16 protein-coding genes are annotated in these 18,544 nt (G+C 56.4%); 15 read left to right on the plus strand and 1 reads right to left on the minus strand.

Annotation, left to right across the window (positions count from 1 at the left end; translation table 11 throughout):
- Nucleotides 1-25: 25 nt before the first annotated feature.
- From B5E42_RS12890 to B5E42_RS12930, 11 genes are all read left to right on the plus strand, one after another.
- Nucleotides 26-760 (plus strand): Stp1/IreP family PP2C-type Ser/Thr phosphatase, encoded by a 735-nt coding sequence (locus tag B5E42_RS12890; protein WP_087240315.1) that lies wholly within the window; start codon nt 26-28, stop codon nt 758-760.
- Nucleotides 761-774: 14 nt separating this feature from the next.
- Nucleotides 775-2,871, plus strand: a complete 2,097-nt coding sequence (pknB, locus tag B5E42_RS12895) for a Stk1 family PASTA domain-containing Ser/Thr kinase (RefSeq protein WP_087240317.1) — start codon at nt 775-777, stop codon at nt 2,869-2,871.
- A gap of 3 nt (nt 2,872-2,874) precedes the next feature.
- Nucleotides 2,875-3,768, plus strand: coding sequence for a ribosome small subunit-dependent GTPase A (rsgA, locus tag B5E42_RS12900; RefSeq protein ID WP_087240319.1), 894 nt, complete (start codon nt 2,875-2,877; stop codon nt 3,766-3,768).
- Nucleotides 3,741-4,388, plus strand: coding sequence for a thiamine diphosphokinase (locus B5E42_RS12905; protein WP_087240321.1), 648 nt, complete (start codon nt 3,741-3,743; stop codon nt 4,386-4,388). Before rsgA ends, B5E42_RS12905 begins: the two co-directional genes overlap by 28 nt.
- A gap of 66 nt (nt 4,389-4,454) precedes the next feature.
- Nucleotides 4,455-4,625 carry a hypothetical protein gene (locus B5E42_RS19225; protein WP_162613985.1) on the plus strand — a complete coding sequence of 57 codons (171 nt, stop codon included), beginning with the start codon at nt 4,455-4,457 and terminating at the stop codon, nt 4,623-4,625.
- A 164-nt stretch (nt 4,626-4,789) separates the two neighbouring features.
- Nucleotides 4,790-6,316, plus strand: a complete 1,527-nt coding sequence (locus B5E42_RS19695; RefSeq protein ID WP_087240323.1) for an SPOCS domain-containing protein — start codon at nt 4,790-4,792, stop codon at nt 6,314-6,316.
- Nucleotides 6,317-6,419: 103 nt separating this feature from the next.
- Nucleotides 6,420-7,799 carry a stage IV sporulation protein A gene (gene spoIVA / locus B5E42_RS12915; RefSeq protein ID WP_242967137.1) on the plus strand — a complete coding sequence of 460 codons (1,380 nt, stop codon included), beginning with the start codon at nt 6,420-6,422 and terminating at the stop codon, nt 7,797-7,799.
- A gap of 148 nt (nt 7,800-7,947) precedes the next feature.
- Nucleotides 7,948-9,564 carry a hypothetical protein gene (locus B5E42_RS12920; protein ID WP_087240325.1) on the plus strand — a complete coding sequence of 539 codons (1,617 nt, stop codon included), beginning with the start codon at nt 7,948-7,950 and terminating at the stop codon, nt 9,562-9,564.
- A gap of 267 nt (nt 9,565-9,831) precedes the next feature.
- Complete coding sequence (locus tag B5E42_RS19230) at nt 9,832-10,002, plus strand: hypothetical protein (RefSeq protein WP_162613986.1); 171 nt, start codon at nt 9,832-9,834, stop codon at nt 10,000-10,002.
- Between the two features lie 213 nt (nt 10,003-10,215).
- Nucleotides 10,216-11,472, plus strand: coding sequence for a RecQ family ATP-dependent DNA helicase (locus B5E42_RS12925; protein WP_087240327.1), 1,257 nt, complete (start codon nt 10,216-10,218; stop codon nt 11,470-11,472).
- Nucleotides 11,462-12,538: a hypothetical protein gene (locus B5E42_RS12930; protein ID WP_087240329.1), complete on the plus strand. Its 1,077-nt coding sequence runs from the start codon at nt 11,462-11,464 to the stop codon at nt 12,536-12,538. The genes B5E42_RS12925 and B5E42_RS12930 overlap by 11 nt, the downstream gene beginning before the upstream one ends.
- 291 nt (nt 12,539-12,829) lie before the next feature.
- Here the strand turns inward: B5E42_RS12930 and B5E42_RS12935 are convergent, their stop codons facing one another.
- Entirely contained in the window at nt 12,830-13,159 is a 330-nt protein-coding gene (locus B5E42_RS12935) for a helix-turn-helix transcriptional regulator (RefSeq protein WP_087240331.1), read from the minus strand.
- 228 nt (nt 13,160-13,387) lie between these two features.
- On the opposite strand from B5E42_RS12935, the gene B5E42_RS12940 reads away from it, so the two are divergent.
- From B5E42_RS12940 to B5E42_RS12955, 4 genes are read left to right on the plus strand one after another with little or no spacing between them, the layout of a single operon-like run.
- Nucleotides 13,388-14,335 (plus strand): WYL domain-containing protein, encoded by a 948-nt coding sequence (locus B5E42_RS12940; protein ID WP_087240333.1) that lies wholly within the window; start codon nt 13,388-13,390, stop codon nt 14,333-14,335.
- A gap of 17 nt (nt 14,336-14,352) precedes the next feature.
- Nucleotides 14,353-16,095, plus strand: coding sequence for a dynamin family protein (locus B5E42_RS12945; protein ID WP_087240335.1), 1,743 nt, complete (start codon nt 14,353-14,355; stop codon nt 16,093-16,095).
- Nucleotides 16,079-17,581 carry a dynamin family protein gene (locus tag B5E42_RS12950; protein ID WP_087240337.1) on the plus strand — a complete coding sequence of 501 codons (1,503 nt, stop codon included), beginning with the start codon at nt 16,079-16,081 and terminating at the stop codon, nt 17,579-17,581. The genes B5E42_RS12945 and B5E42_RS12950 overlap by 17 nt, the downstream gene beginning before the upstream one ends.
- Nucleotides 17,578-18,531, plus strand: a complete 954-nt coding sequence (locus B5E42_RS12955) for a hypothetical protein (protein WP_087240339.1) — start codon at nt 17,578-17,580, stop codon at nt 18,529-18,531. Before B5E42_RS12950 ends, B5E42_RS12955 begins: the two co-directional genes overlap by 4 nt.
- Nucleotides 18,532-18,544: the final 13 nt, after the last annotated feature.

Below are 18,544 nucleotides of genomic sequence, written 5' to 3' on the forward strand. Positions count from 1 at the left end.
AAGTGCGGAAAAGAGGAAAACCAGTATGATACATGCATGGGGAATTACCGACAAAGGGGCGGTAAGAACGCAGAACCAGGATGGATACTACTTAGATGTTCCCTCGGAGCACCTGGCCGTCGGCGTGGTATGCGACGGCATGGGTGGCGCCAAGGCGGGCAATGTGGCCAGCCTGGTGGCGGTGGAGACCTTCGTGGACGCCCTCAAGGAGATGGGCAGCCAGGAGGAGTCACGGCCGGCCGCCGTCCTGGCCCAGGCCGCCGAGACAGCCAACTCCGCGGTGTTTCACCGGGCGGCCACCGACCCGGACTGCCGGGGCATGGGCACCACCATGGTGGCCGCCCTGGTGGTGGAGCGGATGGCCTACCTGCTCAACATCGGGGACAGCCGGGCCTACCATGTCAACGACCAGGGCATCGCCCGCCTGACCCGGGATCACTCGGTGGTGGAGGACATGGTGGCCCGGGGGGACATCACTCCGGAGGAGGCCCGCAACCACCCGCGGAAGAACCTGATCACCCGGGCCCTGGGCTCGGAGGAGCACATCCGGGCGGATCTCTATGAGAAGGAGCTTCAGCCGGGGGACTTCCTGCTGCTGTGCTCCGACGGACTGAGCAACATCGTGACGGATCAGGAGCTGCTCTACGAGGTGATCCACGGCGGGGAGCCGGCGGACTGCTGCCAGCGGCTGCTGAACATCACCATGTCCCGAGGGGCGCCGGACAACGTGACGGCGGTTCTCATCCAGATTGCAGAATAAGGGGGTAATGAACTATGGATCAGTACATAGGGAAATTACTCGACAACCGATATGAGATCCTGGAGCGCATCGGCATCGGCGGCATGGCCGTGGTGTACAAGGGCCGGGATCACCGGCTCAACCGGCTGGTGGCCATCAAGATCCTCAAGGAGGAGCTGGCCCAGGACGCCGAGTTCCGCCGCCGCTTCCACGACGAGTCCCAGGCCGTGGCCATGCTCTCCCACCCCAACATCATGGCGGTGTACGACGTGTCCCACTCGGCGGAGCTGGACTATATCGTCATGGAGCTGCTGGACGGCATCACCCTCAAGCAGTACATGCAGAAGAAGGGGGGCAAGCTGGCCTGGCGGGAGGCCCTCCACTTTATCACCCAGATCATGAAGGCCCTCTCCCACGCCCACAGCCGGGGCATCATCCACCGGGACATCAAGCCCCACAACATCATGGTGCTGCGGGACGGCAGCCTGAAGGTGGCCGACTTCGGCATCGCCCGGCTCACCTCCGCCGCCCAAGCCACCCTGACCCAGGAGGCCCTGGGCTCCGTCCACTATATCTCCCCTGAGCAGGCCCGGGGCAGCCACATCGACGCCCGCAGCGACATCTACTCCGCCGGCGTGGTGCTCTACGAGATGATCACCGGCCGCCTGCCCTACGAGGGGGACTCCCCGGTGGCGGTGGCCATCCAGCACATCAACTCCATCCCCCTCTCTCCCCGGGAGATCGACCCGGAGATCCCCGAGGCTCTGGAGGCCATCACTATGAAGGCCATGGCCTCCGACGTGAACCAGCGGTATATCTCCGCCGACGCCATGCTGGCGGATCTGGAGGAGTTCCGCAAAAACCCCAGCATCAACTTTGACTACACCCCGGCAGATCTGCTGATCTCCGAGGGGGATGAGCCCACCCAGATCCTGGGCGCCAACACCCCCCACACCGTCCGCACCCAGCCGGCTCACGGCGCCCGCTCCCCGGAGGACACCTATGTGTCTCCCGCCCCTCACCCCCGGAAGAGCCGCCCGGCCCGCGTGGAGGACGACTACGACGACTACCCGGAGCGGGGCGGCAGCCGCCTGCCCATCATCCTGGCCATCGTGGCGGTGGCGGTCTTTGTGGCGGGCATTGGCGTGTTCCTCTGGGTCAGCTTCTTCGGCGGCGCGGGGGAGACCCTGTACGCCGTGCCCAGCCTGCTGGGCAAGACTCTGGAGGAGGCCCGTGCGGACGCCAGCGTGGTTTCGGCCAATTTCCAAATCGTAGAGGGCGGTGAGACAGACAGTAACCGCCCGGTCGGACAGATTGTCTCCCAGGATCCGGTGGAAGGCCGCAACGCCGCCGCCGGCGCCACCATTACCGTGATTCTCAGCAACGGCAGCGGCTATACGGACGAGGAGGCCAGGCAGATGCCGGATCTGGTGGAGCAGGATGTCCGGCTGGCCGTCAGCAGCCTGGCGGCGCTGGGTTACTCCGAGGAGGCCGGCAACCTGGTGATTCAGAAGGAGTACTCTGAGGACATTGCAAAGGATCACGTGATCTCCACCGTCCCCACCAAGGATACGGATCTGACGGATGTGGCCCAGGTGACCCTGGTGGTCAGCGACGGGGAGGAGACCCTGCCCGTGACGGTGATCTCCTTCCTGGACATGACAGAGGAGGATGCCAGGAAAGCCGCAACGGATCTGGGCCTGGATCCGGTCTTTGAGGGCTCGGAGTACAGCAGTGAGTATGAAGAGGGCGATGTCTGCTGGCAGAGCATCGCCAACAACACGCAGGTGGCCGAGGGCACCACCATCCGCTTCCGGGTGAGCCTGGGCCCCGCCCCCGCCGCCACCCCCAGTCCCAGTGTGGAGCCCTCGCCTGAGGCGACCCCCGCCCCGACCCCCGACGACGGGGAGACGGAGCTCAAACCCTATACCATTAACGTCAACCTGCCCAGAGACGGCCGGGAGAGCGTCCAGGTGAGCGTGACCGTGGGGAACGGGCAGTATTCCTACAGCAACACCTATGACACCATCATGCAGTCCATCCCCATCACGGTCTACGGGAGCGGCACCCAGGAGATCCGGGTGTATTTCGACGGGGAGCTGGCCGAAACCACCACCTATGACTTTGGCTGAGATATGGAAGGCATCATTTTGAAGGCCCTCAGCGGCTTCTACTATGTGGACGGCGGAGACGGCGCACTGACGGCCTGCCGGGGCCGCGGCAAATTCCGCCATCAGAAGCTCACCCCACTGGTTGGTGATCGCGTACGGTTCACCTCCCTTGGGGAGGGGGCGGGGATTCTGGATGAGATCCTCCCCCGAAAGAACCAGTTCCAGCGCCCGGCAGTGGCAAACATCGACCAGCTGGTGGTGATCGCCTCCGGCGCGGTGCCGGTGACCGATCCGTTTCTCATCGACCGGGTGGTGTCCATCGCCGAGGGCCGGGACTGTGAGCCGGTGATCTGCATCAACAAGTGCGATCTGGACGCGGCGGAGGAGCTGTATCAGACCTACCGGAAGGCCGGCTTCCTCACCCTGCGGGTGAGCGCTGAAACCGGCGAGGGCATTCCGGAGCTGGCGGCGGCCATTGCCGGCAAGGTTTCTGCCTTTACGGGTAATTCCGGCGTTGGCAAGTCCAGCATCCTCAACGCCTTAGAGCCGGAGTTCCGCCTCCAGGTGGGGGAGGTCTCCGACAAGCTGGGGCGCGGGCGGCACACCACCCGCCATGTGGAGCTGTTCCGCCTCTCCTCCGGGGCCATTGTGGCGGACACCCCCGGCTTCTCCTCCTTTGACACCGAGGGGATGGAGCTGCGCCGGCCGGAGGAACTGCAGTACACCTTCCGGGAGTTCGCCCCCTATCTGGATCAGTGCCGGTTTACGGGGTGCGCCCATGTAAAGGAAAAAGGCTGTGCAGTCCTTGCGGCGGTGAAGGCGGGGGAGATCGCCCCCAGCCGCCACGCCAGCTATGTGCGGCTGTATGAACAGGCAAAGGAAGTGCCCGAATGGGAGCGGAAGGAAAAAGAGCAATAATTTTCGGCTCCATGTCCTGCGGGGACGGCGCCTTCCTGCGGCCCTATCTGGAGGCCGGGGAGTGGGTGGTCATCTGCGCCGACGGCGGCCTCCGCAGCGCCCGGGATGCCGGCCTGCGGCCCGACTACCAGATCGGCGACTGGGACTCCGGCGGCGCGCCGGAGCCGGGGGTGCCCTGCGTCACCCTGCCGGTGGAGAAGGACATGACCGACCTCCAGGCGGCGGCGGAGCAGGCCCTGGGCATGGGCTGCCGGGAGCTGCTTCTGTGCGGCTGCACCGGCGGGCGGCTGGATCACACCGCCTCCAATCTGGTGCTTCTGGAGTGGATCGCCGGCCGGGGCGGCCTGCCTGTGATGGTGGACGAGGACAATGAGGTGCGGTTTCTGGAGGGGCCGGTGGAGCTCCGGCTGGCCAACCGGCCGCCCTACCGTTATCTGTCCCTGATCCCCCTGGATCGCACCCTCACCGGCGTCACCCTCCGGGGGCTGAAATACCCCCTGACCGATGCGCGGCTCACCCGGGGAGACACCCTTTCGGTGAGCAATGAGCCCCAGGGATCGGAGATGACGGTCTCCCTTGCCTCCGGCCGTGCCCTGCTCATCCGCAGCCAGCGAAACTGAATCGGAACCCCCTGCCGCCTCCCGCGTATACTGGAACAGAACCAGTTGCGAAGGGAGGCGGCTTTTTTGACGCCACAGACCAAAAAGTGGTTGGGTACGGCGGCCCTCTGCGTGGGGGGCGCGGCCCTGCTGCTCCATCCGGCCATCCTGTTCTCCTTCGGCGCGGGGGCCTGGGCGGGCAGCCGGGGCAGGGACTGGCTCAGGACATTTCTGGCGGACAGGGAGGCTTGGCTATGAAGATCGTTGTGGTAAAATCCCCCAAGGCGCTGCGGGGACTCCTCAAGGCCATCTTCGGCATCAGGGGGTCGTAAACGGAGGACATAGCCCGGGACACGGGCGCATATAGTTCTGTAGCAGACTACATGAATCCGGGCTTTGGCCCCGACAAGGAGTGGAACGCTATGGAGCTGGAACTGGAACGGATCGGCTGGAACGGCTATGAGGCGGCGCTGGAGACCACCGTGTGCCAGGAGGAGACCCTGGAGAGCATCGTGCCTGACGCCTGCCCGGACGTCCTGCGCATCTGTGAGACCGAGGGGATCATCTGCCTGAGGGACAAGGTGGTGCAGGAGGGGCGGCTCACCCTCTCCGGCTCCGTCCGGGCGTCGCTGCTCTATCTCCCCGACGGCGGGGAGGGGCTGCGCCGGATGGAGGTGGAGCTGCCCTTCACCTGCCCGGTGGAGCACCCCGGCCTGACGCCGGAGTGGAAGGTGGTGGCCGTTCCCCGGATACAGGGGGCGGACGCCCGTCTGCTCAATCCCCGGAAGGTGCTGGTTCGGGTGAGCCTGGCCGTCTGGCTCCAGGCCTGCGCCCCGGTGGAGGAGGAGCTGTGCGGCGGCATCCAGGCCCCAGAGGAGGCAGGCATCCAGCAGCTGGTGGAGCCCTGGGAGGCCTGTTCCATTGTCTGCCTGGGGGAGAAGCCCTTCACCTTCTCCGACGAGATCGCCCTGTCCGGCAGCAAGCCGGAGGCGGAGGAGCTGCTGAAAAGCCGGGTCACCCTGCGGTGCAGCGAGTCCAAGGTGATCGGCAACAAGCTCATCTTCAAGGGGGAGAGCCAGCTCCAGTTCCTCTACCGCTCCACGGCGGGGGCGCTGTGCACGGCGGAGTACGAGCTGCCCTTCTCCCAGATCATGGAGGTCAGCGGGGCGGGGGAGGAGTCGGTCTGCCAGGTGCAGGTGGTGCTCACCGACCTGGACTGTACCCTGGATCAGGGGGACGGCCGCACCATCAGCGTGTCCATGGGCCTGCTGGCCCAGGCGGTGGTGCGGGACACCCGCACCCTGGAGCTGCTCACCGATGTGTACTCCACCGCCTATCCCCTCACCGCGGAGCGGAAGAGCTGCACCCTCCGCCGCCTGGCGGAGCACGGGGAGCGGGAGACGGCGGTGCGGGAGATCCTGGAGACCGGCCAACTGGCCCAGGAGGTGTCGGACGCCTATGTGACCCTGGGCGCCGTCACTCAGAGCCGGGAGGGCACCCGCCTGACTCTGGCCGCCGAGGCCTATGTGACGGTGCTCTACCGCACCGAGGACGGCGCCTGCTCCTCCGTCACCCGGCAGCTCCAGGCTGCCTGCCCCCTGGAGCTGCCCGAGGACGCATCCTGCACCTGTCTGTGCAGCTGCACCGCCCCGGTGTTCGCCACCCCCACGGCGGGGGGCATTGAGGTGCGCTTCTCCCTCAGCTTCTCCTACACGGCCCTGACCAGCCGCACGGCGGCGGCGGTGGCCGCCGTCCAGCTGGATGAAAGCGCCGCCGCAGATCACGCCGGTCAGCCCTCCATCGTCCTGCGTATGGTGGGGGCGGGGGAGCGGCTGTGGGACATTGCCAAGGCCTACGGCACCACATCCCGGGACATTATCCAGGCCAACGGCCTGGAGGAGGAGCTGGCCCCGGAGGGGCAGCTGCTGCTCATCCCCAGGAAACGCTGATCCGTGCCCCCGTCCGGCAGAGCCGGACGGGGGCATATTTGCCGGCTTATCCCCATAGGATGTAGGGAAACCACCGGCTCACGGGCCGAAGGAGGAATTGCAAGTGGAAGAACGCAAGATCTATGAGGATATAGCCCTGCGCACCGAGGGGGACATCTATATCGGCGTGGTCGGGCCGGTGCGGACTGGAAAATCCACCTTCATCAAGCGCTTCATGGAGACCCTGGTGATCCCCAACATCGAGAACGTGTACCGCCGGGAGCGGGCCCGGGATGAGCTGCCACAGAGCGGCTCCGGGCGCACCGTTATGACCGCCGAGCCCAAGTTCGTCCCCGAGGAGGCGGTGCAGATCACCATGGAGAACGGGGCGGCCTTCTCGGTGCGGCTCATCGACTGCGTGGGCTACATGGTGCCCGGCGCGGTGGGCACCCAGGAGGACGACAGCCCCCGCATGGTGACCACCCCCTGGTTTGACTACGAGATCCCCATGACCGAGGCCGCCGAGATCGGCACCCGCAAGGTGATCGCCGAGCACTCCACCATCGGCATCGTGGTCACCACCGACGGCTCCATCACCGACATCCCCCGGGAGGACTACCTGGAGGCGGAGGAGCGGGTGATCACCGAGCTCAAGGAACTGGGCAAGCCCTTCCTGGTGGTGCTCAACTCGGCCTACCCCAGCTCCGACCGGGCCCAGGCCATCCGGGCGGACATCGCCGGGCGGTATGACGTGACCTGTGTCTGTGCCGACTGCCTCCAGCTGGACGAGAACGCGGTGACCGATATCATCAAGGGGGTGCTCTACGAGTTCCCGGTGAAGGAGCTGGATCTGTTCCTCCCCCCCTGGGTGGACGCCCTGCCCTATGACCACCCCATCAAGAGTGGCCTGTATACCGCCATCCGGGAGGGGGCGGCGGGGATGCACCGCATCCGGGACGTGGAGCGGACGGTGGAGGCCATCGGGGCCTGCGACACGGTCAGCGGCGCCCGCATTACCTCCATCAGCCTGGGCACCGGCTTGGCCGCCGCCCAACTGGAACTGCCCCGCAGCCTGTTTTACGACACCCTCTCCGAGCAGTCCGGCTTTGCCATCCGAGACGACGGGGATCTGCTGGATCTGCTGTCCAGCCTGGCCCGGGTCAAGGCTGAGTACGACAAGGTAGCCGGCGCGCTAGAGGAGGTGAAGGCCACCGGCTACGGCATTGTGGTGCCCAGCACCGACGAGCTGGTGCTGGAGGAGCCGGAGATCGTCAAGCAGGGGGGGCGCTACGGTGTGCGCCTCAAGGCATCCGCCCCCTCCATTCATATTATGCGGTACAAACAGAAGCGTAAAAATCATAAGCCAACAGAGGCGGATGACATTCTGTGTCGAATGGTTTGTGGCACTGTAAAAGGTGGACCCGTTGCAGAAAACGACTGCAACGGGTCCATTTTTTCATATGATATTGTTTCTTTGATTCGGAAATACAAATGGAAATTTTGAACGGGAGCAGTTTTATACATAGGCTCGATTAAGATTGAAATATGTACTATTTTCAGATAAAATGACCTTGTATAGCTGTTCTTTCCAGGAGAACAGAGCAAGAACAGAAACATTATACAGTGTCAGAAAGCTAGCTGGAGGTGTGTTTATGGAAGAGGTTAAACGAGTAAAAATATATACTTGGAAATATGACGATGGTGCCCAAGGGTATGCAGTGAAGCAGCAGGATAAAGGCGGATGGTTGGAACAGAAGAGCCATGTGACGAAAAGGGAAGTTAGGGAATGCTATAAAAAATATGAAAAGCAATCAAATAATCAAGCTGTTAAAGTGAAAAGGATTGACCTTATGGCCGGGTTGCCCTGTGTCAAATATCGCTATGAAACGAAAGAGGAGGATAACAGGGAGAGGAATGGAATAGAGGCGATGCTCGCCCTACTGAACTCCTGTGGGCAAACTCCGGATGCCAAGCGGGAAATGCTGCGCTTAGTGGCATCCGTTTTGGCAGGATACTGCGCACGTGTATCTGCTGGAAGTTATATGCGGTTTTTATCTCAATTGCAACGGCGCGCTCCTATCATAACTGTGAAACAGGCACCCTTTGCAGGGGAGGTGTTGGAGTATGTCATTCGTTCTTTGGCATTGGATACTACTGAAACTCCGCTTTTGAGGAACCTTAGTAATGGGAAAACAATGGAGTGTGTATATGCTCCAATCCTTCCTCAAAAAGCCGCTGATGAGAAAATTACAGACAGGGCCTTTTTAAAACTCGGAGGCTGTAACAAACGAATGCTACCTCAATTCCGGGACACCACCCTGATGGTTTACAGCTGGTTTCTGCGAGGAAAAGATGGTAGACGCTTGCAGTTGATGAACCGTTGGGTAAGTATGGTGATCTATGGAGCATCCGACAAACAAGCGGTGGCCACACCAGTAGAGATAAATGGTAGGAACTTGGCGAAATCTGACTGCCGGTGGGATAAGGATGACATCCAGATCTCTGTGATACGCTATGCCCGCTATATATTGAAAAAGTCCAATCAGGAAGAGCGATGGAGAAAAATGCTTCAGTATGAGTTCTCCAGATATGATGCGATGATCGACTCCCATAATCAGAACAGCGACACGCCAATAAAGCCAGCGAAACGGTATCACATCTCCATGCAGTTACTGGCCCTTCACCTGTTCTTGAAATCTTGTGTGAGGGGACGGGATTTGGATCAGTCTGAGGCGAATGATTTAGAAAATGAGTGGTATTCTGTGCTGCTTCCAGGCTGTGAAGTAATCAGCACATCTGATTTTGCAGAACAGGAGGAGATAGAGGCCGAGAATAGAGTAAAAGAAAAATTTGAAAGTATTTTGTTCAAAATTTTGGAAAATGGATTCCCGGATAAGTTTTATATATACGAAGGGGAGCCAGAGACAGGCATGTGGGGCGATATTTGGCGGTATCCCAAGAAGGGTTCACTTCCGGGTATTTATTCTATCCGGTTTTCTACAAAACATTTTAAGACGCTTTTAGATGAATTTGGTGGAGCTAATGGTGGAACATGGCTATATCAAGAGGTGAAAAAGCTAGATTTAGACTATATAGGATATAGCGATAAGATGCGCGTCAATGCTACTGGCACTAATGCAGACGGAGTTTTCTTTCAGATCGATAAAATGACATTTTTACCTCAAGAGCTTCGCGCCAAATTAAATGATGCAGGGTGGCGTGCAGATAAAAATAAAGAAGATAAAAAGCATAGAAAGAAAAAGACCTAACATATCGGTCTGTTCTCTGTTCCAGCTGTTCCTTGTTCCGGCGCATATCAATAAACAGGGTAGTACCCCCGGCGGACTAATCACGTCCGCCGGGGATTTTTTATTTTTGATCTGGCAGCAAACGTCTCTATGACGTAGCCGTCAAATCCCCCGGTGGATAAAAGGCCGCCATCTCAGAGCGTAGGCAAACAGTACCCCACTAATATGGCGGAAATTATAATTTGATTTACAGCTCAACATCCGTAAAAGATGAAAGGAGCTGGCAAAATGTCTACACCGGAGTGCAGATTATCGCAGGATAGTCTAAAAGAAATTAAATTGAAGGTCAACCAGCGGCTTTTTGAAGCGGGGTTAATTTCCAGCGATGTATTCCGTCTGGCGCAGGAGAGGATTCTAGAAGAAAAGGAAAGGCAGAGACCGTGTGACATCACTGCCTGATTATTATTAAGTCCCACCTGAATTCCCTAAAAATTTCTATGACACCACGGAACCGTACCTATTACCTACTTCCCACAAGATACTGGCTTCAAACATCGCTCGAGTGAAATTTCCAAAATTGTCACCGGATCGCATTAAAAAATGATCCGCTGGAAACAGGTTTATAGGCTACTCATGTGAGCGAGCTAGAAAAACATTAAGGAGGCTACCAACATGAAGATCAAGTATGAGGTCCAAGACGCTATGGAATCCCTGGGGATCAGTGAGCTCCGCAAGCATCAGATTGACCCGATCAATCATATCCTATCCCGCGACGATGCCCTAGTGATTTCACCGACATCGTCTGGGAAATCGGCCATGTTCCAGATCCCGGCCATAGTAGAATGGAACAAGGAACAGAGGTGGGTACTGGTCGTTGAGCCCACGATCTCGCTCATGGAAGATCAGGTACGTGTGCTTCAGGAAAAAGGAATCCCCGCAGAGGCTCTATCCAGTCATACTAAGAATCAGAACGAGGCTATCCTTACAAAACTGGCCAATCACCAGATTGTGCTTCTCTACGCAACACCCGAGCGCCTTCAATCGCCTGTATTTCAACAGACGGTACACTATGACTGCCCTTGGCTGCTCGTTGTGGATGAGGCCCACTGTGTTTTGGACTGGGGGTATACTTTCCGCCGTAGCTATCTGATGATCAAGGCATTCATCAAAACTCTCAAACGGCGGCCTGTCATTGCCGCATTCACAGCCACAGCACCACCGGAGTACCGCAAGGATATCGCCGCATGCTTGGGAATGAAGAAGGCAAAAATCTTTTTCAACAGTCTGGCCCGAAAGAACATTATCCTGCTCCGGGAGAACTGCTCCAGCTTGTCCATCAAACAGCGCCTGGCCAGGGTCAACTACAATATCAAAAGGTACCGCAGGGATGGCCGGGTGGTAGTTTACTGCGCATCTCGCAAAAACGTGGATATGGTGGCGAACTACCTCTCCAAGAAGTTCCCGGGCGAGGTCGTTAAGTGTCACGCGTATATGGACTCAGATAAGCGGCAGAAACACGAATACCAGTTTATCAATGGCTCCAAACCCATCATGGTGGCCTCTACTGCCTTTGGAATGGGGATTGACGCCAGGGATATTCGATTGGTCATCCATTTCAATCTGCACCTCAATGTGATTGACTACTATCAACAAATCGGCCGAGCGGGACGAGATGGGGAAAAATCTCATGCAGTTCTGTTGTACCATACGGACGATATCACACTGGCCCACTTTATTCTGGATAAGGAACAGTTCTCGGAACACCTCAGAACACGGTTGGACAGCCGTCTGGAGGAGCTGGTGGCTATCGTGGAGAGTGATAAATGCATGCCGCGCCAGATCTTGCGTGCCCTTGGTGAGAGCGACACGCAGAACTGTGGCCGCTGTAGCAACTGCCAGAAGAATAGGAGGAGTAACCATGAGGATTGAAAAAGTCGAATTCGGTATCCACACGATAGAACTCTATGCAAAGGATCTGAAATACCAGGAAGTACAGAAGGTGATTGACCGCTTAACAGACAACGGAAGTATTCGGAAAATGCGGTCTGATCCATATAATATTGACCGGCATTTGACCAGTACTCTGCTGGTAGATGATGGAATTCGTCTCCGGATACATCAGTCTCATAACAAATCCAACGGCATTGCCCTTATCGTCAATCCAAGCACACTTCTGAGCAGAAAATATCAGCCGACAAAGCTATATCACCCGAAGAAGAAATCATGCGAAGAACTGCTGGAACGGGTCGGTGCAGCCCTGATAAAAATAGGGCTTGGCACATTTGACAGTGACGATGTGGTATTCATTGTCCCCCCAGACGAATTGAGCCTCAGCCAGATCGATCTGACCGTAAACCTGTGGTTCGATGAAGAGACAGATCTGGAGGAAATCATCCGGCTGTTCCGGAAGGGACGAGTTCCTAAAAACTTCAGCCGTCAGAACTGTCTGTCTGAAGAAGAACACCGGCACTACTTCGGCATGTCTAACCATACCGTTACATTCAAGTCCTATGACAAAATTTATGAACTGGAGAAGAACGGACGGTGCCCTAAAAAGCTAACTGGACATAAACTACTACGCCTGGAGGTCAGCTTAAAGCGGGAGGCATTTCTCAAGAAACTAGGAGTACAGCGTAAGGACTGTCTATACAAGATGTTAAAGGCAGGATTCCAGCTTGTGCAGGAGATCATTTCTCACTATTTGGAAAAGCTGTTCCCGTGTTCTGGAGTCCATGTGCGCTATAAAACTGCTAAAAAGAAAATCCTAAACTGTGTTGAAAAGCCTATTTTGCAAAAACAAATGCTGTTCCTGTTGAAAAAGACGAGTGACGGTGCCGGGATGGACACCGCCGCTCAAAAGCTGAAGGACTGTTATAAACATGTCAAAATAGAACAAGTGTTGGACGAGTTTGAACATCTGGGAATCAGCCCTATTACACTGACCAACAATAGCAGTGTCACACAACTGTCCTCTCTCAGAAATCTGCTGGAGTAACGATAGAGCGGGGGGTGTTCTCTCATGGAACACCCCCCGCTCTATCGTTAATAAAGCTATTTCAGACACTAGGTGTGTTAGATGCTCTAGCCCGCCGGGCTTCCAGTCAAGAAGGTTGGACGCGGATACGTATTCTGAAGGACACCTTAAGATTATTTAACCGAATGCTCTGCATTTGCAATCTTCCCCAAATCTACACAGGAACCCCCGCATGAAAGTGGTTTGATAACCGCCTGATACCTGAATTCCGTCTTGTGGACATCTGCTCGAATAGTTACCCACACTTATTCCTCATTCCTCTTGGAGAGCTCGCAGGGCCCCACATAGCATGGCATCAATTACCTTCATCTGGGACGGTGTTGCGGTTTGTTGTAGGGCAGCTAATTCCCTGCCAAGATCTAATCCGATGTCCGGAAGGGAGTCCATCAACAGATAGTCTGGGTGTACTTTCAGTTCTTGGCAAAGGCTGACAAAGACCGGAAGGCTGGGTATTTTAGTACCTCCTTCAATCTGCCGGAGGTAGGTCGCGTTGATATTGCAGAGCTCCGAGAGTTTCTCACTGGTCAAACCTCGATCCTTCCTGGCCTGCCGGAGCCAACTGCCAAATGCCTTCTTGTCCATGGATGTCCTCCGTTTTATAGGCTATAGGATGATTTTTGTTCTCTTATAGCCTACAATCCGGTGGACAACGAGGAAAGCATCTATTATAATACAGAATATAAGCTAATAGACTATAATTTGTCAAAATTTTTTGAGATTTTTAAGAGAATGACAGTTTCTGTCTACCCTGACTGCTACAATATTTTATAAAGAGATCATGATAGGCCTAAAAGAGGGAGCGAGATATGTATGAACCAAGGATCTGGCGGAAAATCCGCACGATTGCTCATGATCTATTCCAGGCTGGCCAAAGGGGAAACCCTAAAAAAATCTCAACTTGCCCAAGAATTCCATGTGACTGAACGAAGCGTTCAGCGTGATATAGAGAATTTGCGGTCATTTGTGGCAGAGCAAATGCTCATGCAAGATATCATTTATGATGGAGAGGCCAGGGGATACCGGCTGACCAACTCGGTGCCTCAAAATCTTACCAACAGTGAAATCCTGGCAGTCTGTAAAATCCTGTTGGAAAGTCGCTCTATGCGGCGTGACGAGATGATGCCAATTTTGGACAAGCTCGTTGCGTGCTGTGTGCCGGCCGAAAATCGGAAGGCAGTGGGATCTCTGGTAGCCAATGAACGGTTCCACTATGTGGAGCCGCATCATGGCCGGCCAATTCTTGACGGCTTATGGGAGATCGGTCAGGCGATCCAGCATCAAAATGTGATGAAGATCCAATATGAAAAGATGGGGAGCGCGGAAATAGTTGAGCGAACCATTGAGCCGGTAGGCCTGATGTTCTCCGAATATTATTTTTATCTGGTGGCCTTCATCCGGGACATTGACCGGGAGGCCGAGTTTGAGAACCCTGACGATCTGTTTCCAACCATCTATCGTATCGATAGAATTCGCTCCTTTGAAGTGCTGGAGGAACATTTTCGTGTTCCCTACAAAGACCGCTTTGAGGAGGGTGAGTTCCGAAAGCGGGTCCAGTTCATGTATGGAGGACGACTCCAACGTATCCGTTTTAAGTATACGGGCCCATCCATAGAGGCTGTGCTGGACCGGCTGCCCACTGCTCGGATTGTGGAGCAGAATGAGTCTGGCTGGACCATCCAAGCGGAAGTATTTGGTAAGGGAATTGATATGTGGTTGAGAAGTCAGGGGGACTATATAGAAAAGGTTGATTTTATCTAGGAAGGGATGGAATCTGCATGTATGAGTCAAAGCAGAACAAGACTAGTATTTTTTTAGGGCAAATTGCCGAATGGAATGAAAAATATAACAACTATCCAGAGGCGGAGAAAGCCTTGACACTGCAAAAGGAGACCGAAGTGTTCCGGATCCGCGTCCCGTTGATCGGGAAATTCAGTTCTGGGAAGAGCACACTTCTCAACACATTAATGGATATCGGGGATGTGCTGGAGACAGATATCGACCCGGAAACGGCCATTCCCACGGAGATCGGCTATTCGGAAGACGATCACGTCTACCTCTACAGCCTTGAGGACGACAGCTTGTACGAGATTTCGGCTGAGCAGTATCTGGACCGTCAGTATGATACGACCAAGCTCAAAAAGATCCGCCTGGCCGTGGATGCGGAATCGCTCCGGGATTTCCCGGATATTGACCTGGTGGACATGCCCGGCTTTGATTCCGGAGTTGCAGATCACAACCGGATTCTGGACAGTGATGCAGTGAAAGGGACGGCCTACCTCCTGATTTTTTCAAGTGAAGATCCAGTTGTGAAGGAGAACATGCTGACCATCCTGAAAGAGCTTCTGCTATGTGAGGCCCCTATCCGCTTTGCAGTCATCGTCACAAGGGCCGCGCGGATGACAGACGCCAAGCGGGAAGAAATCCGTCAGTACATTCACAAGACGCTGAGCCAGTACATCAACCCGGATTTCCCCATCTTCTTTACAGATAGTGAGCAGCCAGACAGCGTGCGGGATGTCTGTGACAAATTTTTGCGGGAGCTCCAGGAGGAGCGCACGGAACTGCTGGAGTGCTACTATCATGGCAAAGCAGCCGCTATGGCGGATGATCTTCGGCTCTACTTGAGGAAACTGCTGCGAGATCTGGAGCTGAGTACGTCTGAATTTGAGGGCCAGACCGAAACATTGGAGCGGGAATTGGAAAAGCTGAAAAAGGCCATACAGAAACAGCAGCTTGCCTTCCAGAATACGATTCCAAGCTGCCGGGATCAGATTCTGGCGGATGTGAGCAACACGCTCTATGGCCGAGAAAGTAGCTATGTCCAAACGATGATGAAGGGGCGCTCCCCTGAGGACGAGATCAATGCCGACATAAGAGAGGCAGTCATACGGGGAGTGAAAACCCATTTCGAGCCAGAAGTCCAACGTTATTTCGATCAGATCCAGGCAAGCATTCGCTCGGTGTCCGTGACACTGATGGGTGCGCAGAAGGTAAACCCCGTAGGCGCAGCAGCTGGGGTTGGGATTGGCGCCGGACTCACCGCCAGCGGTGTCGCCGCTCTGACTGGCGGAAGCAGCGCGGTGGCGGCCGTGTTAGGCTCTTCTGCCTTGGGGACAAGCCTCGCCGCCGGCGCATTGGGCAGCAGTGTTGTTGCCCTTTCCGTTCCGGTCATTGGGATCGCGCTGGGCGGACTCGCCGCGGTTCTGACGTTTTTGATGAGCAGTGCCCGCAAGAAAGAGAAGAGACAGGAGTGCGTGCAGAAACTGCGGGCGGAGGTTTTCACACACATCCTGAATGAGCTGGGCAGGAAGCTGACCGATGAGCTGAAGCGGGCCGCACAAGTTGCCAGCGAGGCCGCTGCTACAGAGGCCAATCAGAAGATGCTACAGCTGGAGAAGGGCCTAAAGGACGCCCATGACAAGCGGGATCAGAATGAGGCCCAGCTCAAAGCTGAGCGGGAGGTTGTAGAAAAAGACCTGGCCAACTGGGAGGAGATCTGTCATGAATATGGATGCTGAGCAGAAGATGTTGCTGGAGTACGCTATTCTGCGTGAGATGATTCAAGACAGCAAAACAGGCTTGAACAGGGTGGGGCTCGGCCCTCTGCAGAAGGAGATCAAGGCAGTCTGGGAGAAATTAAAGGACAATGCCCCGCCGGATTTTGGGAGCCTCTATGCGGAATTCCAGGCAGAGTATGAGAAACTCAAAGATTTTATCCTGTATGAGCCGTTGATTGGGAAAAATATTGTAGCCCTGGGCGGAGGTTTTTCCTGTGGGAAGTCCAGTTTCCTCAATGCTATGATGGCCCGGGCCAGCGGGAATGACTATCCAATCCTACCAGAGAACATTGACCCAACCACCTCGGTTCCGACCTATCTGGTTCACGGGGGGGATACGCCGCGGCTTCTTGGCATCAATATTTTTGATTGTCAGTTCGAGATGCCGGCGGCCGCAATCCGGCTGATCTCCCACGGGTTTGGAGTCACGGAAGAGGGCGGCGAGGGGGTGACGCTGGGACACATCGTGCGCAACTTGTTCCTTGCTATCGATGCCCAACCCTATGAGCACATTGCTTTTCTGGATACACCGGGCTACTCCGCCCCTAGTGAGAGCAACTACTCCGCCAAAACCGATGAGCAGATTGCCAGGCAGCAACTGAACACCGCCACTCAGATCCTCTGGTTTGTCCAGTGTGACGCGGGAACCATAACCGAACGGGATGTGGAGTTTCTGCAGACACTGCGTCAGGACATTCCAAAGCTGGTTATCCTCAGCAAAGTAGATAAAAAGCCTCGGGAGGAAGTGGAGACGATCCGCAGACAGATTGCAGATGTTCTCCGGTTCAAAAACATTTCCGTAGAGGGGATCCTGACGTTTTCCAACAGTGCACCAGACCGGTGCCAGATGGAGGAACTGGAGCAATGGCTGGACCAGATAAACCACCCCAACCAGGAAAACCAATTTGCCATCAATTTCAAAAAACTCTTCCTGAAAACTAGAGACTTTTACTGCACTCGGGAGGATGAGGAGCGGCGGCAGCTGGAAGTGTTGAACAGGGTCCTCACTTTGGAGCAGGACAGCAGCACATCGACGCTGCTTGAAGGGCTGATCCAGGAGATAAAAGAGGGAATCCGTGATATTCAGGAACGCAGAAACAGCCTGAAGTCCCTTCAGACCACGTTTTTCCGGGAGCTAAAGACAGTCGGCAGCCAGATTGGTCTGGATATGCCGGAACCATCCGAGATTGAGCTTCTGGGAGAAAGACGGCAGGACCTTCTGGCGGTGCTGGACCGTTGCCTTTCGCAGAAACATATCACACCCAATACACGACTGTGTGCCATCCTCGAAAACGAGCTCTCCGGCGCGGAGGTCGTCATCAACCAGGAGGCGGGTGGGCTGGCCTATCGGGAACGGCTCACAGAGCTTTTATCCGGACTGCTCACCCCGGCGGCTGGCAGGGTCCGGATCAATGACGTCGTGGAACGGGAGGGGACAAGCCTGTGAGTACAATACCTGAAATTCAAGGCGGACTGAGAAAAGCGACAGAGGAGCTGACAGCCCGGATCCTGGAGTTGACACGGGAATTATCCGAAATCCAGGTACAGCAGCAGGAGGCCGCTGGCGGCGCCCCGGATTTTGCCCGACTGTCCAGGGAGGGCGGGCGGCGGCCTATCCAGAATCACCCGATTGCCGTGCTGCGGCAGGCAGATCAGATAAGCTATCTGGCGGCTCTGTGTGCGCTGGCCCAAGCCGCTCCGGAGGCGTCTGAAGCATGGCTCCTGCTTCAGCGTGTCGCCAGCGGGCTCCATCTCCCCTCTCTGGAGCAGCCCCTGGCAGCGGCCCTGCGCATGGGGGAGGAGGAGATGGACGCGCTGGCGGCCATGCTGGCACGGGAGGGCCGCACCTCCGATTTCCTGCTGGACGCCATGCTAGTGCGGCTGTGCTGTGGGGAAACCTGCTCACGCACTGTAGCGCTGTTGGAAAAGTTAGTCCTTCTCATCAATCCCTCAGACCAGGAAGCCCGTTTTCTGGCCCGGCTGACGGCCATCCTGGCCCAGCAGGAGGGCGGCGGCCTATTGGAGCTCTGGAAGGAGCAGGGCCTGAAAACCTGTCCAGGCATATGTTACCTCCAGAAAACGTCCGGCGTTTTGTATACGGATAACCCCCAGGCGGCCCAGGCCCACGGCTTCCGCCGGGTCATCCTCCACGACTGCACACTGAAGCCGGATGAGAATGACGAATTAGTGCTGGATCAATGTATCCTTCTGGATTGTAAAATTGAGTGTGCAAGATATTGCAAAATCAGGTTCCTCTCATCCGCTCTGCAGGGCTGTGTGCTTGAATTTCAAAAACCGGCGGACAGCGTCTACAGTTACGGCCTGGACGACTTCTGCACATTTGAGGACACCCCCCGGAAGGGACTCAAATACAAGGAGATCAAGCGAAAGGGCTGACAGCCGGACAACA

This window comes from Flavonifractor sp. An10 (assembly GCF_002161215.1).
Taxonomy (GTDB): domain Bacteria; phylum Bacillota; class Clostridia; order Oscillospirales; family Oscillospiraceae; genus Flavonifractor; species Flavonifractor avistercoris.